The following is a 17,882-nucleotide window of genomic DNA, read 5'->3' on the forward strand; positions in this document are numbered from 1 at the left end:
CTACGGCCCGCCTCAATCGTTGGAACGGGAGGCAGGACTGTTGGTCTCTTCCTCCCCAAGGTCGGTCTCGAACCGCCCTGCCACCAAGATACAGGCTTCGGGGTCGATACTTCCCTTCATCAGCGCGCTGATCGGGCAAAGGCTTCCTTCGAAAGTGCCTTCGGCAAATCCACCGCCTTCAACGATTTCCAACTGGTCGAATGCAACGACAGCGTCAGTTCCAACGTCGTGCGTTGAGACATGAAACCCTGTCTTTTCGCCAAAATTCTTGTGGTAGGATATCTCGGCTTCGTGCTGACCGTGCAGCAACTCATCCTTGTTCTCTGCCGAGAATGGGGGTAGTTCGATGGTCAGGCCGCCTTGGCGCAGAATCTTCTCTGCATCCGGGTCGACGCCCATGATGCGCAACGCAATCTTTTCTTCCCCATCGCCCCCCAGCATCTGCGCCAGCGGATTGGCGGCGGCATCGTCGCCCATCATCTCGGCCATCTTCTCCAGGCGCTCTTTCATCTGCTCGCGCTGCTGCTCGCCCATGGCTCCCAAAGCGTTCTCCATGGCCCGCGCATCCGAATGCGGTCGCCAGGCAGCGGACGCCATGTCGCTGCCTTCGACCTCACCGGAGATCGTTAGCCAGCCGCGTTCCGTGCCGTCGACGGTCCCGTCTATCGAGCCGAGCACGGTCATCGTCCGAGAGTCCTGCGAGACTGCGGGAGCTGTGAAGAATGCTGAAACGGAGATCACGGACAGAATGACCATCGGGCCCACTCTTGTTGCGATACTGGTGAACTTCATGAGTTATTCCTTTGGGGGCGGTTGGTGAATCGCGGGAACACAGGCAGGTGCCGCAAGGTGTGCATCAGAAACGCTCGAGCGCGCGGCGGGCGGTTGGGCTGAAGTTGTCGTCGTCCAGATCAATGACACGCTGGAGAAAGGCCAGCCACTCCGCCTTGGCCTCGGGATCCTGCGCAAACCACCCCGGGCGCATCAACATGGGCCGCATGTAGGGCTCCAGCGCGAAGTCATAGCTCGCGGGCTTGTCTTCCGCGAAGATCGTCGGGGCGTAGGTGCCGATGACGCCGGCAACCGTGTTGGCCTCCAGACTGGCGAGCGCTTCCCCGTTGCGGGCCAGGTGTGGCCCCAAGTATTCCAGATCGATTGCCGTACTCTGGATCGCTTTTCCCATCATGATGGCGGCGGCCTCACGTGTGGCCGAGCGCTCGAGCCCCGGGGTGGTGCCGCTACCGATTGCAATGGCCGTGGCCGGGTTGATCGCCCAATTCGTCAGATGCTCCGAAAAGCGCACCTCGATGGCATCCACCACTTGCGGTGCGAGCTCGGGCGACGACATCAGGGGTGCCAGCAACGCCACCGGCAACTCGGCTTCACTCGGATCGTCCGCTTGCCAGATCAGGTCGACCGCCTCGCCAATGAAGTAGTCCGGGTCGAGAGCCGCCAGGCGTGCCGGCGTCTGGCGGAGCGACTTGGCCGCTGCTATCCGCGCCTCAGGAGCCGCGGCAGGATCGGTGAGCAGGGCAAAAACCGAGGTCAAGGCAGCCGACGCATCTGCATCGGGGTTGCGTTGCAGGAACAGGACCTGTCGCGCTGCGCCGATGGCGCGGTGTGTCGTTGTTGGCCCGGACTCGATCAGCTCGGTCATGGCACGTGCGAAGATCGACGAACTTTCATCGCGCAACGCGCTCTCGAGCAGAGAAACGCCTTGCCGGATCGGCTGTTCTCCCTCGAGCGCCCTGATCTCGTCCAGCATACGATCCGTGGCACCTTCAGGAGACATCGAACCCTCAGCAAAACGGCTGATCAGCTGAAAGCGCGCCGGCCCTTCCAGCGGCTCAATGGCCAGTGCTGCATCCAGCGCCGCCTCGGTTCCGACCCGCGCGAGTGCCTCCCGGCTCTGCTGCGGGCCGGCCACCTCAAGATTGCCGAGAACGTACTCGAGCCTTTCGGTGTCGTTGAGAAACGGCAAATCATCCAGGCGCTGCAGAAAATAACGGGTCGCCGCTTCACCGTGAGCGCCCTCGAACACCGCCACGTCCAGCGCAGCCTGCACCGGCGACGGGAGTGCTCCCAAGGTCATCAGTCGTTCGGCATGGTCCGGCGCCGCATCGATCAGCGACATCAGATCGCGAGTCAGTGTCTCGTTGTCGATGTCTACCTGCATCGCGGCGTCCAGTAATGCGGCATAGGACCTGTCTTGCGTGGCGAAGTCGGGGTCGAGGATCTTGCTGCGCAGCAGGTCGATTGCTTCAGGGGCCTGCATCGCATGCATCGCGGACAGCGCACTGAGCCGCAGTTCATCAATCTGTACGTCGGAGAACTGGGCGCTGTCGCCGTGCTCGACCACGAAACGCACCGTGTCGCGCGCGGGCAAGGCGTTGGGACCCATCTCGATCAGCGCCTGCAAGGCCATGAGCCGGCGCATCAGGACTGGCGCACCGAGATCCTCCGCATGGTCCATTGCCGATTTGCCTCGCAGCTGCGCTTCCGGGTCATGGTCCGGCACAGGCTGTTGCGATACAGCTAGCGGATCGGGGGGTGAGTAGCTGTCAGCCGATGGCGCTGCCGGGTTGCTCAGGAAGATGACCGTGATGGCCACGGCCAATGCCCGGGACCGGCGAAATGAGCGAGATGAGCACGTCATTGTCTGCTCCTGTTCAGCATAGGCATTGGCGGTCGGGCGTGAACTGTGTGCCCGGCCGCATGCCTATGGTGAGCACTTCGTTGGAGCGACGTTGATTTCGACCGATGGTTCGAGCCGATGCAGCGATTGAAACCTCGAAGCCAATGGTGCCATGGGGCCGCCCCCATGGTCTGGCGTGCTACACCGGGATCGGCCCAACGCGAAGGAAGGCTATCATCCGCTGCCAAGCCTTTCCCCCTTCGTTCGAACAGGTAGCGAGCAGAAACTGAACCAGCGGTTTCCGCTGCCTGGCCCACACTGATCCGCCCATAACGCGAGTGCGACTTGCGGGCTAATGCGATAGGCTGTGCCGGGCTATTGGAGCCAGGCTCCCCCAGGCTCCTCGGGGATGCGGGATTGAATAAGGTTAACCTCCAAGCGATCGGAAAGGCGGGCCGGGCGTGCCGGCGATGAAGCGCCTGCTTCTGCTCGGCAACCTGCTGGCCGCGCTGGCCCTGGCGGCAGTGGTGACCTTCGAGATACTCGCCGACCGACAGCAGGTCATCTCCGATGCCGGCACCGATGCGGCCAACCTGCGCGATGCCCTCACCGAACACACGCGGCAGACCTTTTCTGCCGTTGACATCGCGCTGCGCGGGGTCGCCGAGAATATTGACAGCCGCACTCCCGGGTCGGATGACGCGCACGACATGCTACGGCTGCGCCAGGAAGCCTTCAGCCCAGCCTTCTCGCTCTTCCTGGTTGACCAGAATGGCCTGGTCACCGCCACCTCACGCACGCCAGAGCCGGGATCTGTCGATCTCTCGTCACACCCCTTCTTCACGGCGCACCGAGACAAACCGAACCAGGGGCTCTACGTGGCGCCGCCTCGCCTGGGCGAGGTGGGCCACGCCACCGGGCGCTGGATCATGAACGTCAGCATCCGGCTGGAGCATGCCGACGGCCGCTTTGCTGGCGTGGCCTCGGCCGCCATATCCCCCGCCTACATCAGCAACTTCTACGAGGTTTTACGCGTCGGCGAGCACGGTGTGGTCGGGCTTCTGACGCACGAAGGTAAGGTGGTCAGCCGCAACCCTTTCGACGAGAGCCTCATCGGATTGCGCCAATCCGACATCACCTTGCCCATCGACACGCTCGCGGCCGGCGAAACCGGAATCTTTCGTGGACCGCTCGCCGAGAGTGAGGCAGGAGAGTGGAGCATCGCCTACGCCCAGGTGCCCGACCTGCCGCTCGTGGTCTACACCGGTATCTCCCTGGACGAACGGCTGAGCAAATGGCTGCGTCGCGCGCTCATCGACATCGCCGTTGGGCTGCTGGCCATTCTTTTGCTCAGTGGCCTTACCTGGATTTTCATCAGGCGCATCGGCGAGCGCGAGCGCAATGCAGCCGAGCGAATTGCGAACCTGAACGCCCTCACGCAGGCCTCGGCCGGCCTGCTGAACTCGCAGAGCATCCAGGATGCCCTGCAGAGGGTTGCGGACCTGGCGCGTGAGCTGGCACCCAGCCATCAGGCAATCGCGAGTGTCGTCCTCGACGATGGGCGCAAGCTGCTGCGCAGCTCGCTCTCCGACAAGTATGCGGCCTGGCGGGACTACAGCGCGCTGCCCGACGGCAGCGGCATCTATCGACTGGTGCATGCCACCAATGAACCCATGCGGCTCAGTCAGGAGCAACTGGAGGCGCACCCGGAGTTCCGGCGGTTCGGCAGCGAAGGGGATAAGCATCCGCCCCTGCGCGGCTGGCTTGCGGTCCCCCTGGCCGCGCAGGATGGCCGCAACCTTGGATCGCTGCAGCTTTCTGATCGCAATGGAGGCGAATTCACCGACGAGGACCAGATCCTCATCCAGCAGCTCGCCAACATCGCCACCGCGGCCATCCAGAAACTGCGCTTGACCGAGGAACTGCACGAGGCAGCGACCCAGGCGCACCGGCTGCGCGCCGATGCCGAACGGGCGCGCCGCGAAAGCGAATCCATACTGAGATCGATTCGCGACGGCGTCTACGCGGTGGACCGGGCCTGGCGCTTCGTCTTCATGAACCGACAGGCCGAGCGCTACCTCGAACGCAAGGCGATCGACCTGATCGGCCAGTCGATCTGGGACGCCTTTCCCGAGGCCCAGAACACTCTGCTTTATAGCGAGTATCGGCGGGCCGTCCGGGAGGGCGTGGATGTCGAGTTCAACCTCTACTATGAAGCGCTGGGCCGCTGGTTCGAGGTGCGGGGCTTTCCGCACGAGCACGGCCTGACCGTCTACTTCCAGGACATCTCCACCTGGGTCACCCAAGAGGAACAGCTGCGCCAAGCCCAGAAGATGGAGGCGGTTGGCCAGCTCACCGGCGGGATCGCGCACGACTTCAACAACCTCCTCACCGTCATCCTGGGCAACGCCGAGACGGTCACGGAGATGCTGCCCAGGGACAGCGAAAGCCGTCATCTGGTGTCACTCATCAACCGCGCTGCCGGACAGGCCGCCGACCTGACCCAACGGCTCCTGGCCTTCTCCCGCCGCCAGGCGCTCGACCCGAAAGCCACCGACGTCAACCAGCTCATCCGCGAACTGGAGCCGTTGCTGCGACGCGCCCTGGGCGAGCGCTATCGCATCGAGCCCCTGCTGGACTCGGATGCGCCGACTGCGATGGTCGATCCAAACCAACTGCAGAATGCCTTGATGAACCTGGCGCTGAACGCCCGCGACGCCATGCCCGACGGCGGCAGCCTGAGCATCGAGACCACAGAAGTTACGATCGAGCAGGAGGATGCCGATACTCACCTGCTGCCCGCGCCGGGCACCTACGTCCGCATTGCCGTGGGCGACAGCGGCAGCGGCATGGCACCCGAGATTCGCGCTCGGGTGCTCGAACCCTTTTTCACCACCAAGGCTACCGGCGAGGGCACAGGGCTCGGCCTGCCGATGGTCTATGGCTTTGTGCGCCAGTCCAACGGCCACATCACCATTTACAGCGAACCAGGCGAGGGCACGCTCATCAAACTCTACATCCCCTCAGTCAAATCTCAGGCCAAACCCCAAGCGCAGAGCCCCACCCGACAGGAGATTCCTGCCGGCCGCGAGAAGATTCTCGTGGTGGAGGACGACGCCATGGTGCGTGAGTTCACCGCCCTGACTCTCAAGCGTCTGGGCTATGCCGTGACGGCCGTGGCCGATGGACTGGCAGCGGAAGCCGCATTGAAGGAGGGGGCACGCTTCGACCTGCTGCTCTCCGACGTGATCCTGGCCGGCAGCATGAACGGCCGGCAGGTGGCCGAGGCCGCCCAGGCGATCCAGCCCGACCTGCCGGTGCTATTCATGTCAGGCTACACGGAGCAGGTGATCACCCACCACGGCCGCCTCGACCCCGGCGCACGGCTGCTGCAGAAGCCCTTCCGTCGCGCCGATCTGGCACTCAAGGTACGCGAGGCCATCGAGGACGCACGCAAGCAATCCTAGACGGGATTCACGCAGTCGTTTCAGCCTGCGCCTGGGCAATCAGCTCGTAGGAGCGCAGCCGATCTTCGTGGTGGTAGAGGTCGGAGACGATAATCAACTCGTCTGCGCCGGTTTCGGCCACCAGATCGGCAATGCCCGCCCTGACAGTGGCCGGCGAACCGATGATCGAGCGTGCCAGCATCTGCATGGCCTGGGCTTTTTCCATCGGTGACCAGTAGCTCTCGATGTCGTCGATGGGCGGCTTGCTGTAGAGCCGCGTGCCGCGCACCAAATCGACGAAGGACATCTGCTGTGTCGTCGCCAGTCGGCGCGCCTCGGCATCGCTGTCGGCTGCGATGATGTTGACGCCCACCATGGCGTAGGGCTGCTGCAGCTGCTTCGAGGGCCGGAAGCGGCTGCGATAGATCTCCAGTGCCGGCAGCAACGCCTGCGGCGCGAAGTGCGAGGCGAAAGCGTAGGGCAAGCCCAGCTCCGCCGCGAGCCGAGCGCCGAAGGTGCTCGACCCCAAGATCCAGAGCGGCACCTCCGTCCCCTCCCCCGGCACGGCGTGGAGAAACTGTCCGGCCTGCGGCGGAGCCAGCAAGGCCTGCAGTTCCAGCACATCCTGGGGGAAGGAATCCGACGCCGCCGGAGAGCGGCGCAGCGCCTGCAGGGTCCGCTGATCGGTACCGGGCGCGCGCCCCAGCCCAAGGTCGACACGATCGGGAAAGAGATGCGCCAAAGTCCCGAACTGCTCCGCAATCACCAGGGGCGAGTGATTGGGCAGCATGATGCCGCCGGCACCGACACGGATCTTCTCGGTGCCACCGGCGATGTGCGCCAGGACGACGGCTGTCGCGGCACTGGCGATGCCGGCGATGTTGTGATGCTCGGCGGCCCAGATTCTTTGATAACCCCAGCCCTCGGCGTGGCGAGCGAGGTCGCGGGCGTTGTTCAGTGCACCACCGGCGTTCGTTTCCTGGGTGATGCGGACCAGATCGAGGATGGAAAGGGGAATCATGCGCGGCCCTTACAGCATTGAAGACGGGGGGCGGAATCGGCACCCGCCAGACATGTGGGAAGCGTCAGGAGCGCTGCAATGTCCGCAAGGCCATGGCTGTCATGACCAGGGCCAGGCCGGTGAACAGAAGATTGATCCCCACCAACAAACCGAGGACCCAGTCGGCCGAACCGGGCAGGCCGAAAACAATCAGCAGGCCCAGCACCAGATCGATCACGCCGCTTACCAGCATCCAGGTCCAGCCGCGCGCCATGGTGCTGCGGTAGCGCGCAGCGGCGCCAAGCTTGAACAGCCCGGTCGCCAGGAAATAGGCCGCGAGAATGATTGTCAGGGTCAGCACACCGGCAAGCGGACGCCAGAGCAGCGTGGCGCCGGCCAGCAGGAACACCACCGACATCAGCAGGTTCGACCAGTAGCCGGGCTCGCTCGATCCGGAGCGGAACACCGCAAAGATCCCGAGCACGCCGGCAATGAGCAAGAGCCAGCCCAGCAGCAGGCTGATGGCCACGGCGGCAAACCCGGGCGCCACGATGGCAAAGAGGCCGAGCAGGCAGAGCGCCACTCCGTAAAACAGGAATCCGGTGATGTGCCGGCGGATCGTATCGGCGTCTCTCGGCAGAACGGCGCGCATGGTGCTCTCCCCGTGTCTGGTGCAGGAACAATGGCTCAGCATGGCGGCTCCCGGGCGTAATGGAAACCATCTTCGCCACCCTGCGGCGCAGATCAGGCGCTTGCGCTATGCCGCCTGCTCGCGGCACTCTGCTTCCATACAGGAGAGGGAGCGCGCAATGGCAAGAGCCGGTGGGGTACGGTCGGGCGGACGTCTTGAAGGAAAGGTGGCTTTCATCACCGGTGGCGGCGGCGGCATAGGCCGCGCCACGGCCGAGCGATTTGCCGCGGAAGGCGCCTGCGTCGCGGTGGCCGAGATCAACGCGCAACTGGGAGAAGCCGCCGCCGAGTCCGCGCGTGCCGCCGCCGATTTCGGCGGGCACGCGCATTTCATCCACTGCGACGTGACCGATCATGCCTCCGTGGAAGCGGCCGTTACCGAGACGGTGAAGCGCTACGGCAAGCTGGACATCCTGCACAACAATGCCGGCGGCTCCACCAAGGAGGACGGCCCGGTCACCGAAGCACCGGATGAAGAGTTCTGGCGTGTCATCCGCCTCGACCTCTACGGCACCTTCCTCTGCTCAAAGCTGGCGATTCCCGAGATCATCAAGGCCGGCGGCGGCTCGGTCATCAACATGTCGTCCAACGTGGCCTTGATGGCCGTGCCGGGGCGCGACTGCTACACGGCAGCAAAGGGCGGCGTCGCCTCAATGACGCGATCCATGGCCGTTGAGTATGCGCCCCACAAGATACGGGTGAACGCCATTGCGCCGTCGGTCACGCTTTCCGACCGGGTCAAGAGGTTGATCGATGACAGCGCGGGCATCGCCGATCTGGCGCGGGCCCATCTGCTGGGCCTGGGCGAGCCGATCCATGTGGCGGATATGGCGGTCTATCTCGCCTCGGACGAGTCGCCCATCACCACCGGGCAGATCCTCTCGGTGGACAGCGGCGTAACCGTCGCCTGAACCCATCATTCACGCCATCACGTCAGGGAGACACTGCCATGACCGAGAAAGCCAAGACCGGCGCCTGGAGCTTCGTCCACCATCAGGCCTCTGAGGCAGAATGGACGCCGGGCCTGCGGGAAATCTTCGACTACCGCGATCTCGGCATCAAGGAAGGCACCAAGGGCGACTATGTCGCGCACGTGATCCGCGCCAACGGCCGCAAGAGCGCGGACAAGGTGCAGCGCTGGCACATGCACGACTGCACCTTCCAGTTGGTCTACGTCCTGAACGGCTGGGCGACCTTCGAGTACGAGGGCCAGGGCGTTCACACCATCCGCAAGGGCGATACCGTGCTGCAGACGCCGAAGATCAAGCATCGCGAAATCGACTGCTCGGCAGACTTCGAGGTGCTGGAGATCGTCGCACCGGCCGACTTCAAGACCATTACCCTCGACGATGAAGAGGTGGCGGCGGCCCAGTAAGTCGGCACAACCGACGCGGTGGGCACACGCCGGGCGATCCGGTTCAGGACCGCCCGGCCAAGGCCGCCTGCACGTCGCGTTCGCGCCGCCGTTCGCTGCGGATCATCAGCCAACCGGAGATCACCACCGCCACGGTGACGATCAACACGATGATCGTCGCCAGTGCATTGACGTCCGGCGATACGCCCAGGCGCACCTTGGAAAAGACCACCATCGGCAGGGTGCTGGCCCCCGGTCCGGAGACGAAGGAAGCGATCACAAGATCGTCCAGCGACAGGGTGAAGGCCAGGAGCCAGCCGGCGACAAGCGCCGGTGCGATGATCGGCAGGGTGATGACCAAAAAAACCTTCCAGGGCCGCGCCCCGAGGTCGAGCGCTGCTTCCTCCAGCGAGCCGTCCAGGGATGAAAGCCGCGACTGGACGATCACGGCCACATAGGCCATCGAAAAGGTGATGTGGGCGATGGTGATGGTGGTCACGCCGCGCCCCGAGGGCCAGCCCACTACACTCTCCAGGGTGACGAACAGCAGCAGCAGTGAGAGACCGGTGATCACCTCCGGCATCACCAGAGGTGCGGCGATCATCCCGGTAAAGAGCATCCTGCCGCGAAACCGCCCAAAGCGCGTGATGGCAAGGCCGGCCAAGGTCCCTAGCGCCACGGCGAAGGTTGCGTTCACCGCGCCGATGCGCAGCGACAGCAGCGCCGCATCGATGATCTGCGGGTCGCGGAAAAGCTCGCCGTACCAGCGGGTCGAGAAGCCCCCCCACACCGTGACCAGGCGGCTGGCGTTGAAGGAGTAGATGATCAGCGACAGGATCGGCCCGTAGAGGAAGGCGAAGCCGAAGCACAGAGCGGAAAAGAGAAACCAGTTGCGCCGCTTCATGCCCCCTCCCGGCGCAACTGCATGCGCTGAAACAGCATGATCGGCACCACCAGCACCAGCAGCAGGGCGATGGCCACGGCCGAGGCCACCGGCCAATCACGGTTGCCGAAGAACTCATCCCAGAGCACCCGGCCAATCATCAGGCTGTCCGGCCCGCCCAGCAGCGAGGGGATGACGAACTCGCCCACCGCCGGAATGAAAACGAGCAGGGAGCCGGCAATGATGCCCGGCACCGACAGCGGCAGCGTGATGGTCGCAAAGGCCTTCCAGGGTCGGCAGCCGAGATCCTGCGCCGCCTCCACGAGGTCGCCCGGCAGGCGCTCCAGCACTGCGTAGAGCGGCAGGATCATGAAGGGCAGATAGGAATAGGTGATGCCGATGTAGATGGCGAAATCGGTGTTCATCATCTGGATCGGCTGGTCGATCACCCCGAGCCAGAGCAGCAAGTTGTTGATCAGACCGTTGTTGCGCAGGATGCCCATCCAGGCGTAAACGCGCAGCAGGAACGAGGTCCAGAACGGCAGGATGACCAACAGCAACAGGATGTTACGCAAGGCTGGCGGCGCCTTGGCCATGCCATAGGCCATGGGATAGCCGATCAGCAGGCACAGCAGCGTGGAAACCCCGGCCAGCTTCAAGGAATTGAGGTAGGCGACGATGTAAAGGTGGTCTTCCCAGAGGAAGCGGTAATTGTCCAAGGTCGCCTGCAAGGCGCCGTCCGGCCCGAACAGTGGGGTGAACGGCGGCTGCGCGATCAGGGGTTCGGCCAAGCTGATCTTCAGCACGATGGCAAAGGGCAGCAGGAAGAAAAGCAGCAGCCAGAAGTACGGAATGGCTGTGACCGCGCCCTTGCCCCGCGTCCAGAAGCGCGGCTTGCGCCCCGGCGTCGTGAGCGGGGCGCTTGGAGCGGGAGTGGGCTGGGCCGTCGTCATTCGTTCAAGACCAAGGCGGCCGAAGACCGCCAGCCCAGGTAGACCATGTCGTCCCAGTCCACCTCGCGCTCGGTGGAGTGGAGCGTGTTCGCGGTGCTTACCTTGACCAGGCGGCCGCCATCGAGCTCGACACGATAGACGGAGAGGTTGCCGAGGTAGCCCAGGTCACGCACCTTGCCGCGCAGGACATTGGGCAGATCGAGCGGCTCGCGAGAGATGGAGATCTTCTCCGGCCGCACGGCAACGCATACCTCCCGGCCCGGCGGCAGTTCGATTTCCGAGCGCACCTGCAAGGTGCTTCCAAGGTCCGGCACGTCTACCGTGAGCGCCTCGCCCTTCCGGCCGGCGACTTTGCCGTCGAAGAAGTTGATTGAGCCGATGAAGTCGGCCGTAAAGCGCGTTTTGGGGTACTCGTAGATCTCGGTGGGCGTGCCGACCTGCGCAATCTGGCCGCGGTCCATCACGGCAATGCGTGTGGACAGCGACATCGCCTCCTCCTGATCGTGGGTGACCACGATGAAGGTGATCCCCACCTCCTCCTGGATTGTCATCAACTCGAACTGGGTCTGCTCGCGCAGCTTCTTGTCCAGCGCCGCCAGCGGCTCGTCGAGCAGCAGCAGCTTCGGCCGCTTGATCAGGCAGCGGGCCAAAGCGACACGCTGGCGCTGCCCCCCCGAGAGCTGATGCGGCTTGCGCTTGGCATAGGGCCCGAGCTGAACCAGATCCAGCGCCTCCGCCACGCGGCGCTTGATCTCGGGCGCCGGCACCCGGTCCTGCTTCAGGCCGAAGGCCACATTCCCGCCCACAGTCATGTGCGGAAAGAGCGCATAGGACTGGAACATCATATTGACCGGGCGCTCATAGGGCGGCGCGTCGGTCACATCGCTTCCATCGAGATAAATGCGCCCCTCGCTCGGCTGTTCGAAGCCGGCCAGCATGCGCAAAAGCGTGGTCTTGCCGCAGCCCGATCCACCCAGAAGGCAGAAAAGTTCCTTGCGATAGATGTCGAGGCTGACGCCATCCACCGCGACGAAATCACCGAATCGCTTGACCACCCCTTCGATGCGCAGAAAGGGCGGTGTATCCGGCTGCTGCCAACTGGTGCTGCTGCCACCGCCTGTCGCCTGGGACACCCTGCTCTCCCGCAATCCACACAGTAAAAGGGGACGAGGGCCGCTTGGACCCCCGCCCCCGCTTACAAGGCGCTGTCGATTGAGCCAGCCACCTGCCGGTCACTCTGCCGGCTACTGCCCGGTGCGGACCCGCGTCCAGGCCCGAGTACGCAGGCGCTCGAAGCGTGGCGTGATCACCTCGGCGGAGAAAAGCCGCTCCTTCACCTCATCGGTCGGAAAGACTGCCGGGTCCTCGGCAATCTCCGGGTCGACGTACTCCAGGGAAGCCGGCACTGCATTGGCATAGACCACGTAGTCGGTGATGTCCGCCATCACCTCGGGGTCCAGGAGATAGTTGATGAAGGCATGCGCGCCGTCGGGATTTGGCGCATCGGCGGGAATGGCCAGCATGTCGTACCAGAGGATCGTGCCTTCGGAGGGAATGGTGTACTCGATCTCCACACCCTGCCCCGCTTCGGCAGCCCGGTCCCGCGCCTGGAAAACGTCGCCGGACCATCCATAGGCCAGGCAGATCTCACCATTCGCCAGGTCGTTGATATACTGCGAGGAGTGGAAGTAACGGATGTGCGGGCGAAGCTCCATCATCCGCTCTTCCGCCTCGGCCAGATTGTCCGGATCCTCGTCGTAGGGATCGTGGCCGAGATAGTGCAACAGAACCGGGAAGACCTCGGAGGCGTCATCCAGGAAGGCCACGCCGCAATCGGCGAACTTCTCCAACACTTCCGGCTCGAACAGCATGGCGTAGGAGTCCACCGGGGCGTCCGGCATCCGCTCCTCGATCTTCTCCACGTTATAGCCGAAGCCGTTGGTGCCCCACATGTAGATGGCGGCATGCTCGTTGCCCGGATCGGCCAGATCGCCCACCGGCCGCAGCAGGGTTGGGTCAAGATTGTCCCAGTTGGGGATCTTTCTGCGGTCGAGCTTCTGATAGATGCCCGCTTCGATCTGACGTGCAAGATAGGGAACGGCCGTCGGCACGACCACGTCGTAGCCGGAGGATCCGGCCAGCAGCTTGGCCTCGACCACAGAGTTGCTGTCGTAGACGTCGTAATTAACCTTGAAGCCGGTTTCCGCCTCGAAGTTGGCGATGGTGTCTTCGGCGATATAGTCGGACCAGTTGTAAACATTGACGGTGTCCTGAGCCTGAGCACCAGCCAGCCCCCCGGCCAGGCCCAGTGTCAGGGCTGCTGTCCCCACGCCCGCGCCCAAAGCAAAGCGCCGGCCCGTTCGGCCACCGATGGTGATTCGCTTTTTGATCATGATGTTCCGCTCCGCCTTCCCTGTTGCCCTCGGTGTCGAGATCGCTCGCGGAACCCTCATGGCCTTTTGGCCTCGAACTGCGGGCCCTACGCAAGCCTTATCTCGACCCTTGCGTGCCGCATTCTCGCCTTGGCGGAGTGCCGAACGCAAGCCTTCAACGCGCGGCTTCCAGCAGAAGAATGCGCCTTTCCAGGGCGTGGTAGCCGGCCTCATCTGCCGACCCCACATCGAGGAGAATGACCCTGTTCGACAGGCCGGCCTCGGTGAGCACGGCCGCCACTGCCTCGGCCCGCCGCTCTGCCAGGCGCCGATTGTACTGGCCGTCTCCTTGACCGTCTGCCTGCGCAATGATGCAGAGCTTGAGGTCAGGCATAGCGAGATAGTCGGGAACAACGCGCTCAAGCCGCGTGCGCTCCCGTTCCGTGAGCTCCGCGGAATCCGCCGAGAAACCGATGACGACCGGCGGGCGTTGCGGCTGCTCAAGGGCACGGTCACAAACCGCATGGGCACGCACCGCTTGGGACGCGACAAAGATCGTCGCAAGCGCGGCGGCAAGGGTCAAAGTGCGTCGCATCAATAGATCTGATTTCTCGCCATCGGCCCGCTGATCGGGCCGCAGAAGCATCATGCAAACATTGGATTGGGGCAACCCCGGGGCAGCCGGGAGGCGTACCACGCCTGCTTTCGACACATTTGACGACGATGCCGGAGGGCGCCGCGGCCCTTGACGACATGGGCTCGCCGGGTCACCTACGGGCATGCCTGGGCAAAGGACATCCGCGTTGGGTACAGCCGCTTCCATGGGCCGACCGCCCTTCAAACTCATCCTGTTCGATTTCGACGGCACGCTGGTGGACAGTCAGGCGAACATCCACCGCTGCATGGCTCAGGCTTTCGCCGCCGATGGTCTGCCGCCCCCAGCGCTGGCAGAGGTGCGCCGGGTGGTCGGACTGTCGCTCGAACTGGCGGTGGGCAAGCTGCTGGGCGAAGCCCTGCAAAGTCGCACCGCTCGTGTGACGTCTGCCTATCGTGAGGCCTTCTTTGCCTGGCGCCAGCACCCGGACTATTGCGAGGTGCTGTTTCCCGGCGCTCGCGACGCCCTGCTGCAACTCGATCAGCCCGACGTCTGCCTCGGCATTGCGACGGGAAAGAATCTCCGTGGCCTGAGCGCAGCACTGGAGAAGCACGCGCTTGCCGACCGCTTCATAACGCTCCAGACCCCGGATCATTCGCCCAGTAAGCCGCATCCCGGCATGGTACTGCGCGCTCTGGCCGAGACCGGTTTCCAGCCACAGGATGCCGTACTCATCGGTGACACCACCTATGACATCGAGATGGCTTGCAATGCCCGCATCTCGTCGCTCGGGGTTGGCTGGGGCTATCATGCGCCCGACGAGCTGCGCGCCGCCGGTGCACGCGGCATCGTTGAGGATTTCACCCGCCTGCCGGACGTTCTGGCGGGGCTGAAGGAGACAAGCACATGAGACTCGGCTGGATCAAATGGGCGCTGCTCCTGGTCATCGCCGTTCCTGTGGCGGTTCTGGTGGTGGGATACATCATCCTGACAAGTCAGGACTTCGACGAGATCCGGCGCCTGGCCGAGAACGAAGTCCAGAAGGCGACGGGCCGCGAGCTGCAGATCGAGGGACCGATCGATATCGCGCTCTCGCTAACGCCCGCCATTCGCCTCGAGGGCATACGTTTCGCCAACGCGCCGGGCGGCGGCGCCGAGGATATGGCGCGCGCCGAGCGGCTGGAGGTGCAGGTCGCCCTGCTGCCGCTGCTGCAAAGCGAAATCGAAGTGCAGCGCTTGGTCCTGGTCGATGCCGACATCCTGCTGGAAACCGATGCCGAGGGCCGAGCCAACTGGGACTTCAGCCAAGACTCTGCAGACGGCGAGGAACAGCCTGCTGAACCCGCTTCGGATGGCGGAGCGCAAGGCGAACCGCAGCTTCCGCGCCTGGAAGCGGTGACCATCGAGAATGCGCGAGTGACCTGGCGCGACGGGCGCAGCGGCGAAAGCCTCGCATTGACCGTCGAGGAAGCACAGATCAGCGAGACCGAGAATAGCCTGAACCTCGATGTTTCCGGCACCTACCAGGAGATTCCCTTCGCCCTGGAGGGGCAGGTCGGCGCGCCTGCGCTGATCCTGTCGGGGGCCGACGTCCCTGTCGACCTGGAAGGGCATCTGGCGGACACGGCTTTCGCCGTCGAGGGACTGGTGACCGCCCCCGACGAGAACCCGGGCGCAGACCTGCATATCTCGCTCGACGGCAGCGATCTGCCTGCCTTGTCCCGGCTTGCCGGCCGTGACCTGCCCGACATTGGGGCCTACAGCCTCGCCGGACGCTTCGGCTACAGCAGCGACGCACTGACCTTCGAAGCCGTGGAGGGCAGCCTGGCCGAGTCCAGTTTTCAAGCGGAGGGCCAGGTGGCCGGCCTGAACGAGGGGGCACCGCGGGTCGAAGCTCGGGTCCGTGGCGAAGGGCCGGCGCTGGAAGCATTGGCCTCCCTGGGTGGCGCCGAAGCGCCGCCGCTTGGCGCCTGGACACTGGACACGGCTCTGGTCGCCGCACCCGATGGCATCACGCTTTCCGATCTCTCGGCCCAGGTCGGCGAGAACGCCGTGACCGGCCAGGTTGAACTGGCTCTGGGCGGGGATCGGCCGCGCCTGAACGCCCGCATCGCTTCCGACTTTCTCGATCTCACCGCCCTGATGCCCGAGGGCAGCGAAGACGACGGAGGCGATGACAGCAGCGGCAGTGGCGAGGACTCCCCCTTCCTCATTCCCGACACGCCCCTTCCGCTGGACGCCCTGCGCACGCTCGATGGCGAGGTTGAATTGCAGGTGGGCCGTCTGCGCCTGCCGAACGAATTGGAGCTCGAATCGATCGACGTTCTGGCGCGCCTCTCGGCCGGCGACCTCACCCTGGAGCCGCGCAATCTTTCCTTCTACGAAGGGCAGCTCTCAGGTCAACTGCGCCTCGACGCCAGCCAGCAGCCGCCAGCGTTGGTGAGCGACCTCACCCTGAGCGGCCTGAACCTGGGGCGCTTGATGCGTGAAAGGGAGATCAGCGACTCCATGCAGGGCCTGCTCGACGCCCGCCTTGATCTCTCCGGGCGCGGCAACAGCCCGCGCACGCTTGCTTCCTCGCTTAACGGCGAGAGCGAGTTGGAAGTGGGCGAAGGCGTGATCTCCAACCGGCTGCTGGCGATCGTCGGATCCGGCCTGAACGAGATCATGAACCCGCTCTTCGGCGAACAGGACACCACTTCCCTGCACTGCGTGATCAGCCAGATCACCTTCGAGGACGGGGTGGCGACCAACCGCGCCGCGCTGATCGACACCAGCACCTTCTCGGTGGCCGGCAGCGGACGCGTGGACCTGCGCGACGAATCGCTGGACATGCACTTCGACACCTCCTCGCGGGTGCCGGCACTGGTCAGTCTCGCCATTCCCTTCAATGTCCGCGACACCCTCAAGGAGCCGCGCTTTGCGCCCGATCCGCTCGGCACCGCACAGCGGGCGGCTGAAATGGCAGGCATCGCGATCGCGCCGCCGGCCGCGCTCTCCGCCATGCTGGGCATGAGCGAAAGCGAAGCCGAGAGCGAGAACCCTTGTGCGGTGGCGCTGGAAGCCGCGGGGACGGAACCCGCCGAAACGTCCGCGCCTCAACAACAGATCGAGGACATGGGCCGCCAGTTGCAGGAAAACCTGCCTCAGGATCTGGAGGGGGCCGGCGATGAAATCGGCCGCCAGCTGCGCGGACTCTTCGGGAACTGATCGGAATGCAGCAAGCAAAGACCAAACGCTTCTACAAGACCGCGACGGCGACCGCGACCCCGGAAGGGTGGCAAGTGGAACTTGACGGCCGTCCCGTGAAGACCCCGGCCAAGGCACCCTTCCTTCTACCCACCGCCGCCCTCGCCCAGGCGGCCGCAGAGGAGTGGCAGGCGCAAGGCGAACGTGTTGACGCAGCCAGGATGCCGGTGACCTCGCTCTCCTTCACCGCCATCGATCTCGTCGCGGGTCAGCGAGCCCAGATCACGGAGGAACTGGCCGAGTTCGCCCAGACCGATCTGCTCTGCTATCGCGTCGAGTACCCGGAATCTCTGGTCCGTCGACAACGCGACTGCTGGCAGCCCTTGCTGGATTGGGCCGCTTTAACGTTCGACGCTCCCCTGGCGGTCACCAGCGGGATCTATGCCATCGAACAGGACGGCGCCTCGTTGCGGGCCCTGCAGCGGGCGATCGCGCGTCACGATGACTTCGCGCTGACCGCCCTGGCGACCGTGGTGCGCCTGAGCGGTTCCCTGGTGATCGGTCTGGCCTTCAGTCACGCGCACATCGATGCTGCTGCCGCATTCGATGCGGCAGAACTCGATCAGACCTACGAACTGGAACACTGGGGGGAAGACGCGGAGGCCAAGGCGCTCCGGGATGCGATGCAGCAGGAGCTTGCCGACTGCGAGCGGTTCCTCACGCTGCTGCGACAGTAGCATCAAACAGCGCTGAGGCTTGCCCGGA

The 17,882-nt window shown here is 64.5% G+C and carries 15 protein-coding genes; 6 read left to right on the plus strand and 9 right to left on the minus strand.

The genetic code is table 11. The annotated features are described in order from the left end of the window. Nucleotides 1-12: 12 nt before the first annotated feature. Entirely contained in the window at nt 13-792 is a 780-nt protein-coding gene (locus ABZ720_RS12835) for a hypothetical protein (protein ID WP_366555924.1), read from the minus strand. A gap of 64 nt (nt 793-856) precedes the next feature. Next, nucleotides 857-2,611, minus strand: a complete 1,755-nt coding sequence (locus ABZ720_RS12840; RefSeq protein WP_366555925.1) for a hypothetical protein — start codon at nt 2,609-2,611, stop codon at nt 857-859. A gap of 494 nt (nt 2,612-3,105) precedes the next feature. Between ABZ720_RS12840 and ABZ720_RS12845 the strand changes: the two genes are divergently transcribed. Then, nucleotides 3,106-6,102: an ATP-binding protein gene (locus tag ABZ720_RS12845; protein WP_366555926.1), complete on the plus strand. Its 2,997-nt coding sequence runs from the start codon at nt 3,106-3,108 to the stop codon at nt 6,100-6,102. A 7-nt stretch (nt 6,103-6,109) separates the two neighbouring features. Here the strand turns inward: ABZ720_RS12845 and ABZ720_RS12850 are convergent, their stop codons facing one another. Together ABZ720_RS12850 and ABZ720_RS12855 are read right to left on the minus strand one after the other, a co-directional pair. Next, nucleotides 6,110-7,102 carry an LLM class flavin-dependent oxidoreductase gene (locus ABZ720_RS12850; protein ID WP_366555927.1) on the minus strand — a complete coding sequence of 331 codons (993 nt, stop codon included), beginning with the start codon at nt 7,100-7,102 and terminating at the stop codon, nt 6,110-6,112. A gap of 64 nt (nt 7,103-7,166) precedes the next feature. Beyond that, nucleotides 7,167-7,733 carry an HdeD family acid-resistance protein gene (locus ABZ720_RS12855; protein WP_366555928.1) on the minus strand — a complete coding sequence of 189 codons (567 nt, stop codon included), beginning with the start codon at nt 7,731-7,733 and terminating at the stop codon, nt 7,167-7,169. Nucleotides 7,734-7,938: 205 nt separating this feature from the next. Between ABZ720_RS12855 and ABZ720_RS12860 the strand changes: the two genes are divergently transcribed. Both ABZ720_RS12860 and ABZ720_RS12865 read left to right on the plus strand, forming a co-directional pair. Next, nucleotides 7,939-8,682 carry an SDR family NAD(P)-dependent oxidoreductase gene (locus ABZ720_RS12860; protein WP_366555929.1) on the plus strand — a complete coding sequence of 248 codons (744 nt, stop codon included), beginning with the start codon at nt 7,939-7,941 and terminating at the stop codon, nt 8,680-8,682. A gap of 38 nt (nt 8,683-8,720) precedes the next feature. Further along, nucleotides 8,721-9,146, plus strand: coding sequence for a cupin domain-containing protein (locus ABZ720_RS12865; RefSeq protein ID WP_366555930.1), 426 nt, complete (start codon nt 8,721-8,723; stop codon nt 9,144-9,146). Nucleotides 9,147-9,189: 43 nt separating this feature from the next. Here the strand turns inward: ABZ720_RS12865 and ABZ720_RS12870 are convergent, their stop codons facing one another. The 5 genes from ABZ720_RS12870 to ABZ720_RS12890 all read right to left on the minus strand — a co-directional run bounded on the left by ABZ720_RS12870 (nt 9,190) and on the right by ABZ720_RS12890 (nt 13,928). Then, complete coding sequence (locus ABZ720_RS12870; RefSeq protein ID WP_366555931.1) at nt 9,190-10,029, minus strand: ABC transporter permease subunit; 840 nt, start codon at nt 10,027-10,029, stop codon at nt 9,190-9,192. After that, nucleotides 10,026-10,961: an ABC transporter permease subunit gene (locus tag ABZ720_RS12875; protein WP_366555932.1), complete on the minus strand. Its 936-nt coding sequence runs from the start codon at nt 10,959-10,961 to the stop codon at nt 10,026-10,028. Before ABZ720_RS12875 ends, ABZ720_RS12870 begins: the two co-directional genes overlap by 4 nt. Beyond that, nucleotides 10,958-12,094, minus strand: coding sequence for an ABC transporter ATP-binding protein (locus ABZ720_RS12880; protein WP_366555933.1), 1,137 nt, complete (start codon nt 12,092-12,094; stop codon nt 10,958-10,960). Before ABZ720_RS12880 ends, ABZ720_RS12875 begins: the two co-directional genes overlap by 4 nt. Before the next feature lie 111 nt (nt 12,095-12,205). Further along, nucleotides 12,206-13,354 (minus strand): polyamine ABC transporter substrate-binding protein, encoded by a 1,149-nt coding sequence (locus ABZ720_RS12885; protein WP_366555934.1) that lies wholly within the window; start codon nt 13,352-13,354, stop codon nt 12,206-12,208. A 154-nt stretch (nt 13,355-13,508) separates the two neighbouring features. Continuing rightward, nucleotides 13,509-13,928 carry an OmpA family protein gene (locus ABZ720_RS12890; RefSeq protein ID WP_366555935.1) on the minus strand — a complete coding sequence of 140 codons (420 nt, stop codon included), beginning with the start codon at nt 13,926-13,928 and terminating at the stop codon, nt 13,509-13,511. A gap of 208 nt (nt 13,929-14,136) precedes the next feature. Here ABZ720_RS12890 and ABZ720_RS12895 point away from each other — a divergent pair, with 208 nt between their 5' ends. Genes ABZ720_RS12895 through ABZ720_RS12905 form a run of 3 tightly spaced genes read left to right on the plus strand, consistent with a single transcriptional unit; the run spans nt 14,137 to nt 17,854 of the window. Further along, a complete protein-coding gene (locus ABZ720_RS12895; protein WP_366555936.1) occupies nt 14,137-14,838 on the plus strand; it encodes an HAD-IA family hydrolase in 702 nt (233 codons plus the stop codon). Beyond that, nucleotides 14,835-17,138, plus strand: a complete 2,304-nt coding sequence (locus ABZ720_RS12900) for an AsmA family protein (RefSeq protein ID WP_366555937.1) — start codon at nt 14,835-14,837, stop codon at nt 17,136-17,138. Before ABZ720_RS12895 ends, ABZ720_RS12900 begins: the two co-directional genes overlap by 4 nt. Before the next feature lie 5 nt (nt 17,139-17,143). After that, entirely contained in the window at nt 17,144-17,854 is a 711-nt protein-coding gene (locus ABZ720_RS12905) for an ATP12 family chaperone protein (RefSeq protein ID WP_366555938.1), read from the plus strand. Nucleotides 17,855-17,882: the final 28 nt, after the last annotated feature.

It is taken from the genome of Aquibaculum sediminis (assembly GCF_040712085.1).
Classification (GTDB): Bacteria; Pseudomonadota; Alphaproteobacteria; order Kiloniellales; family DSM-21159; genus Aquibaculum; species Aquibaculum sediminis.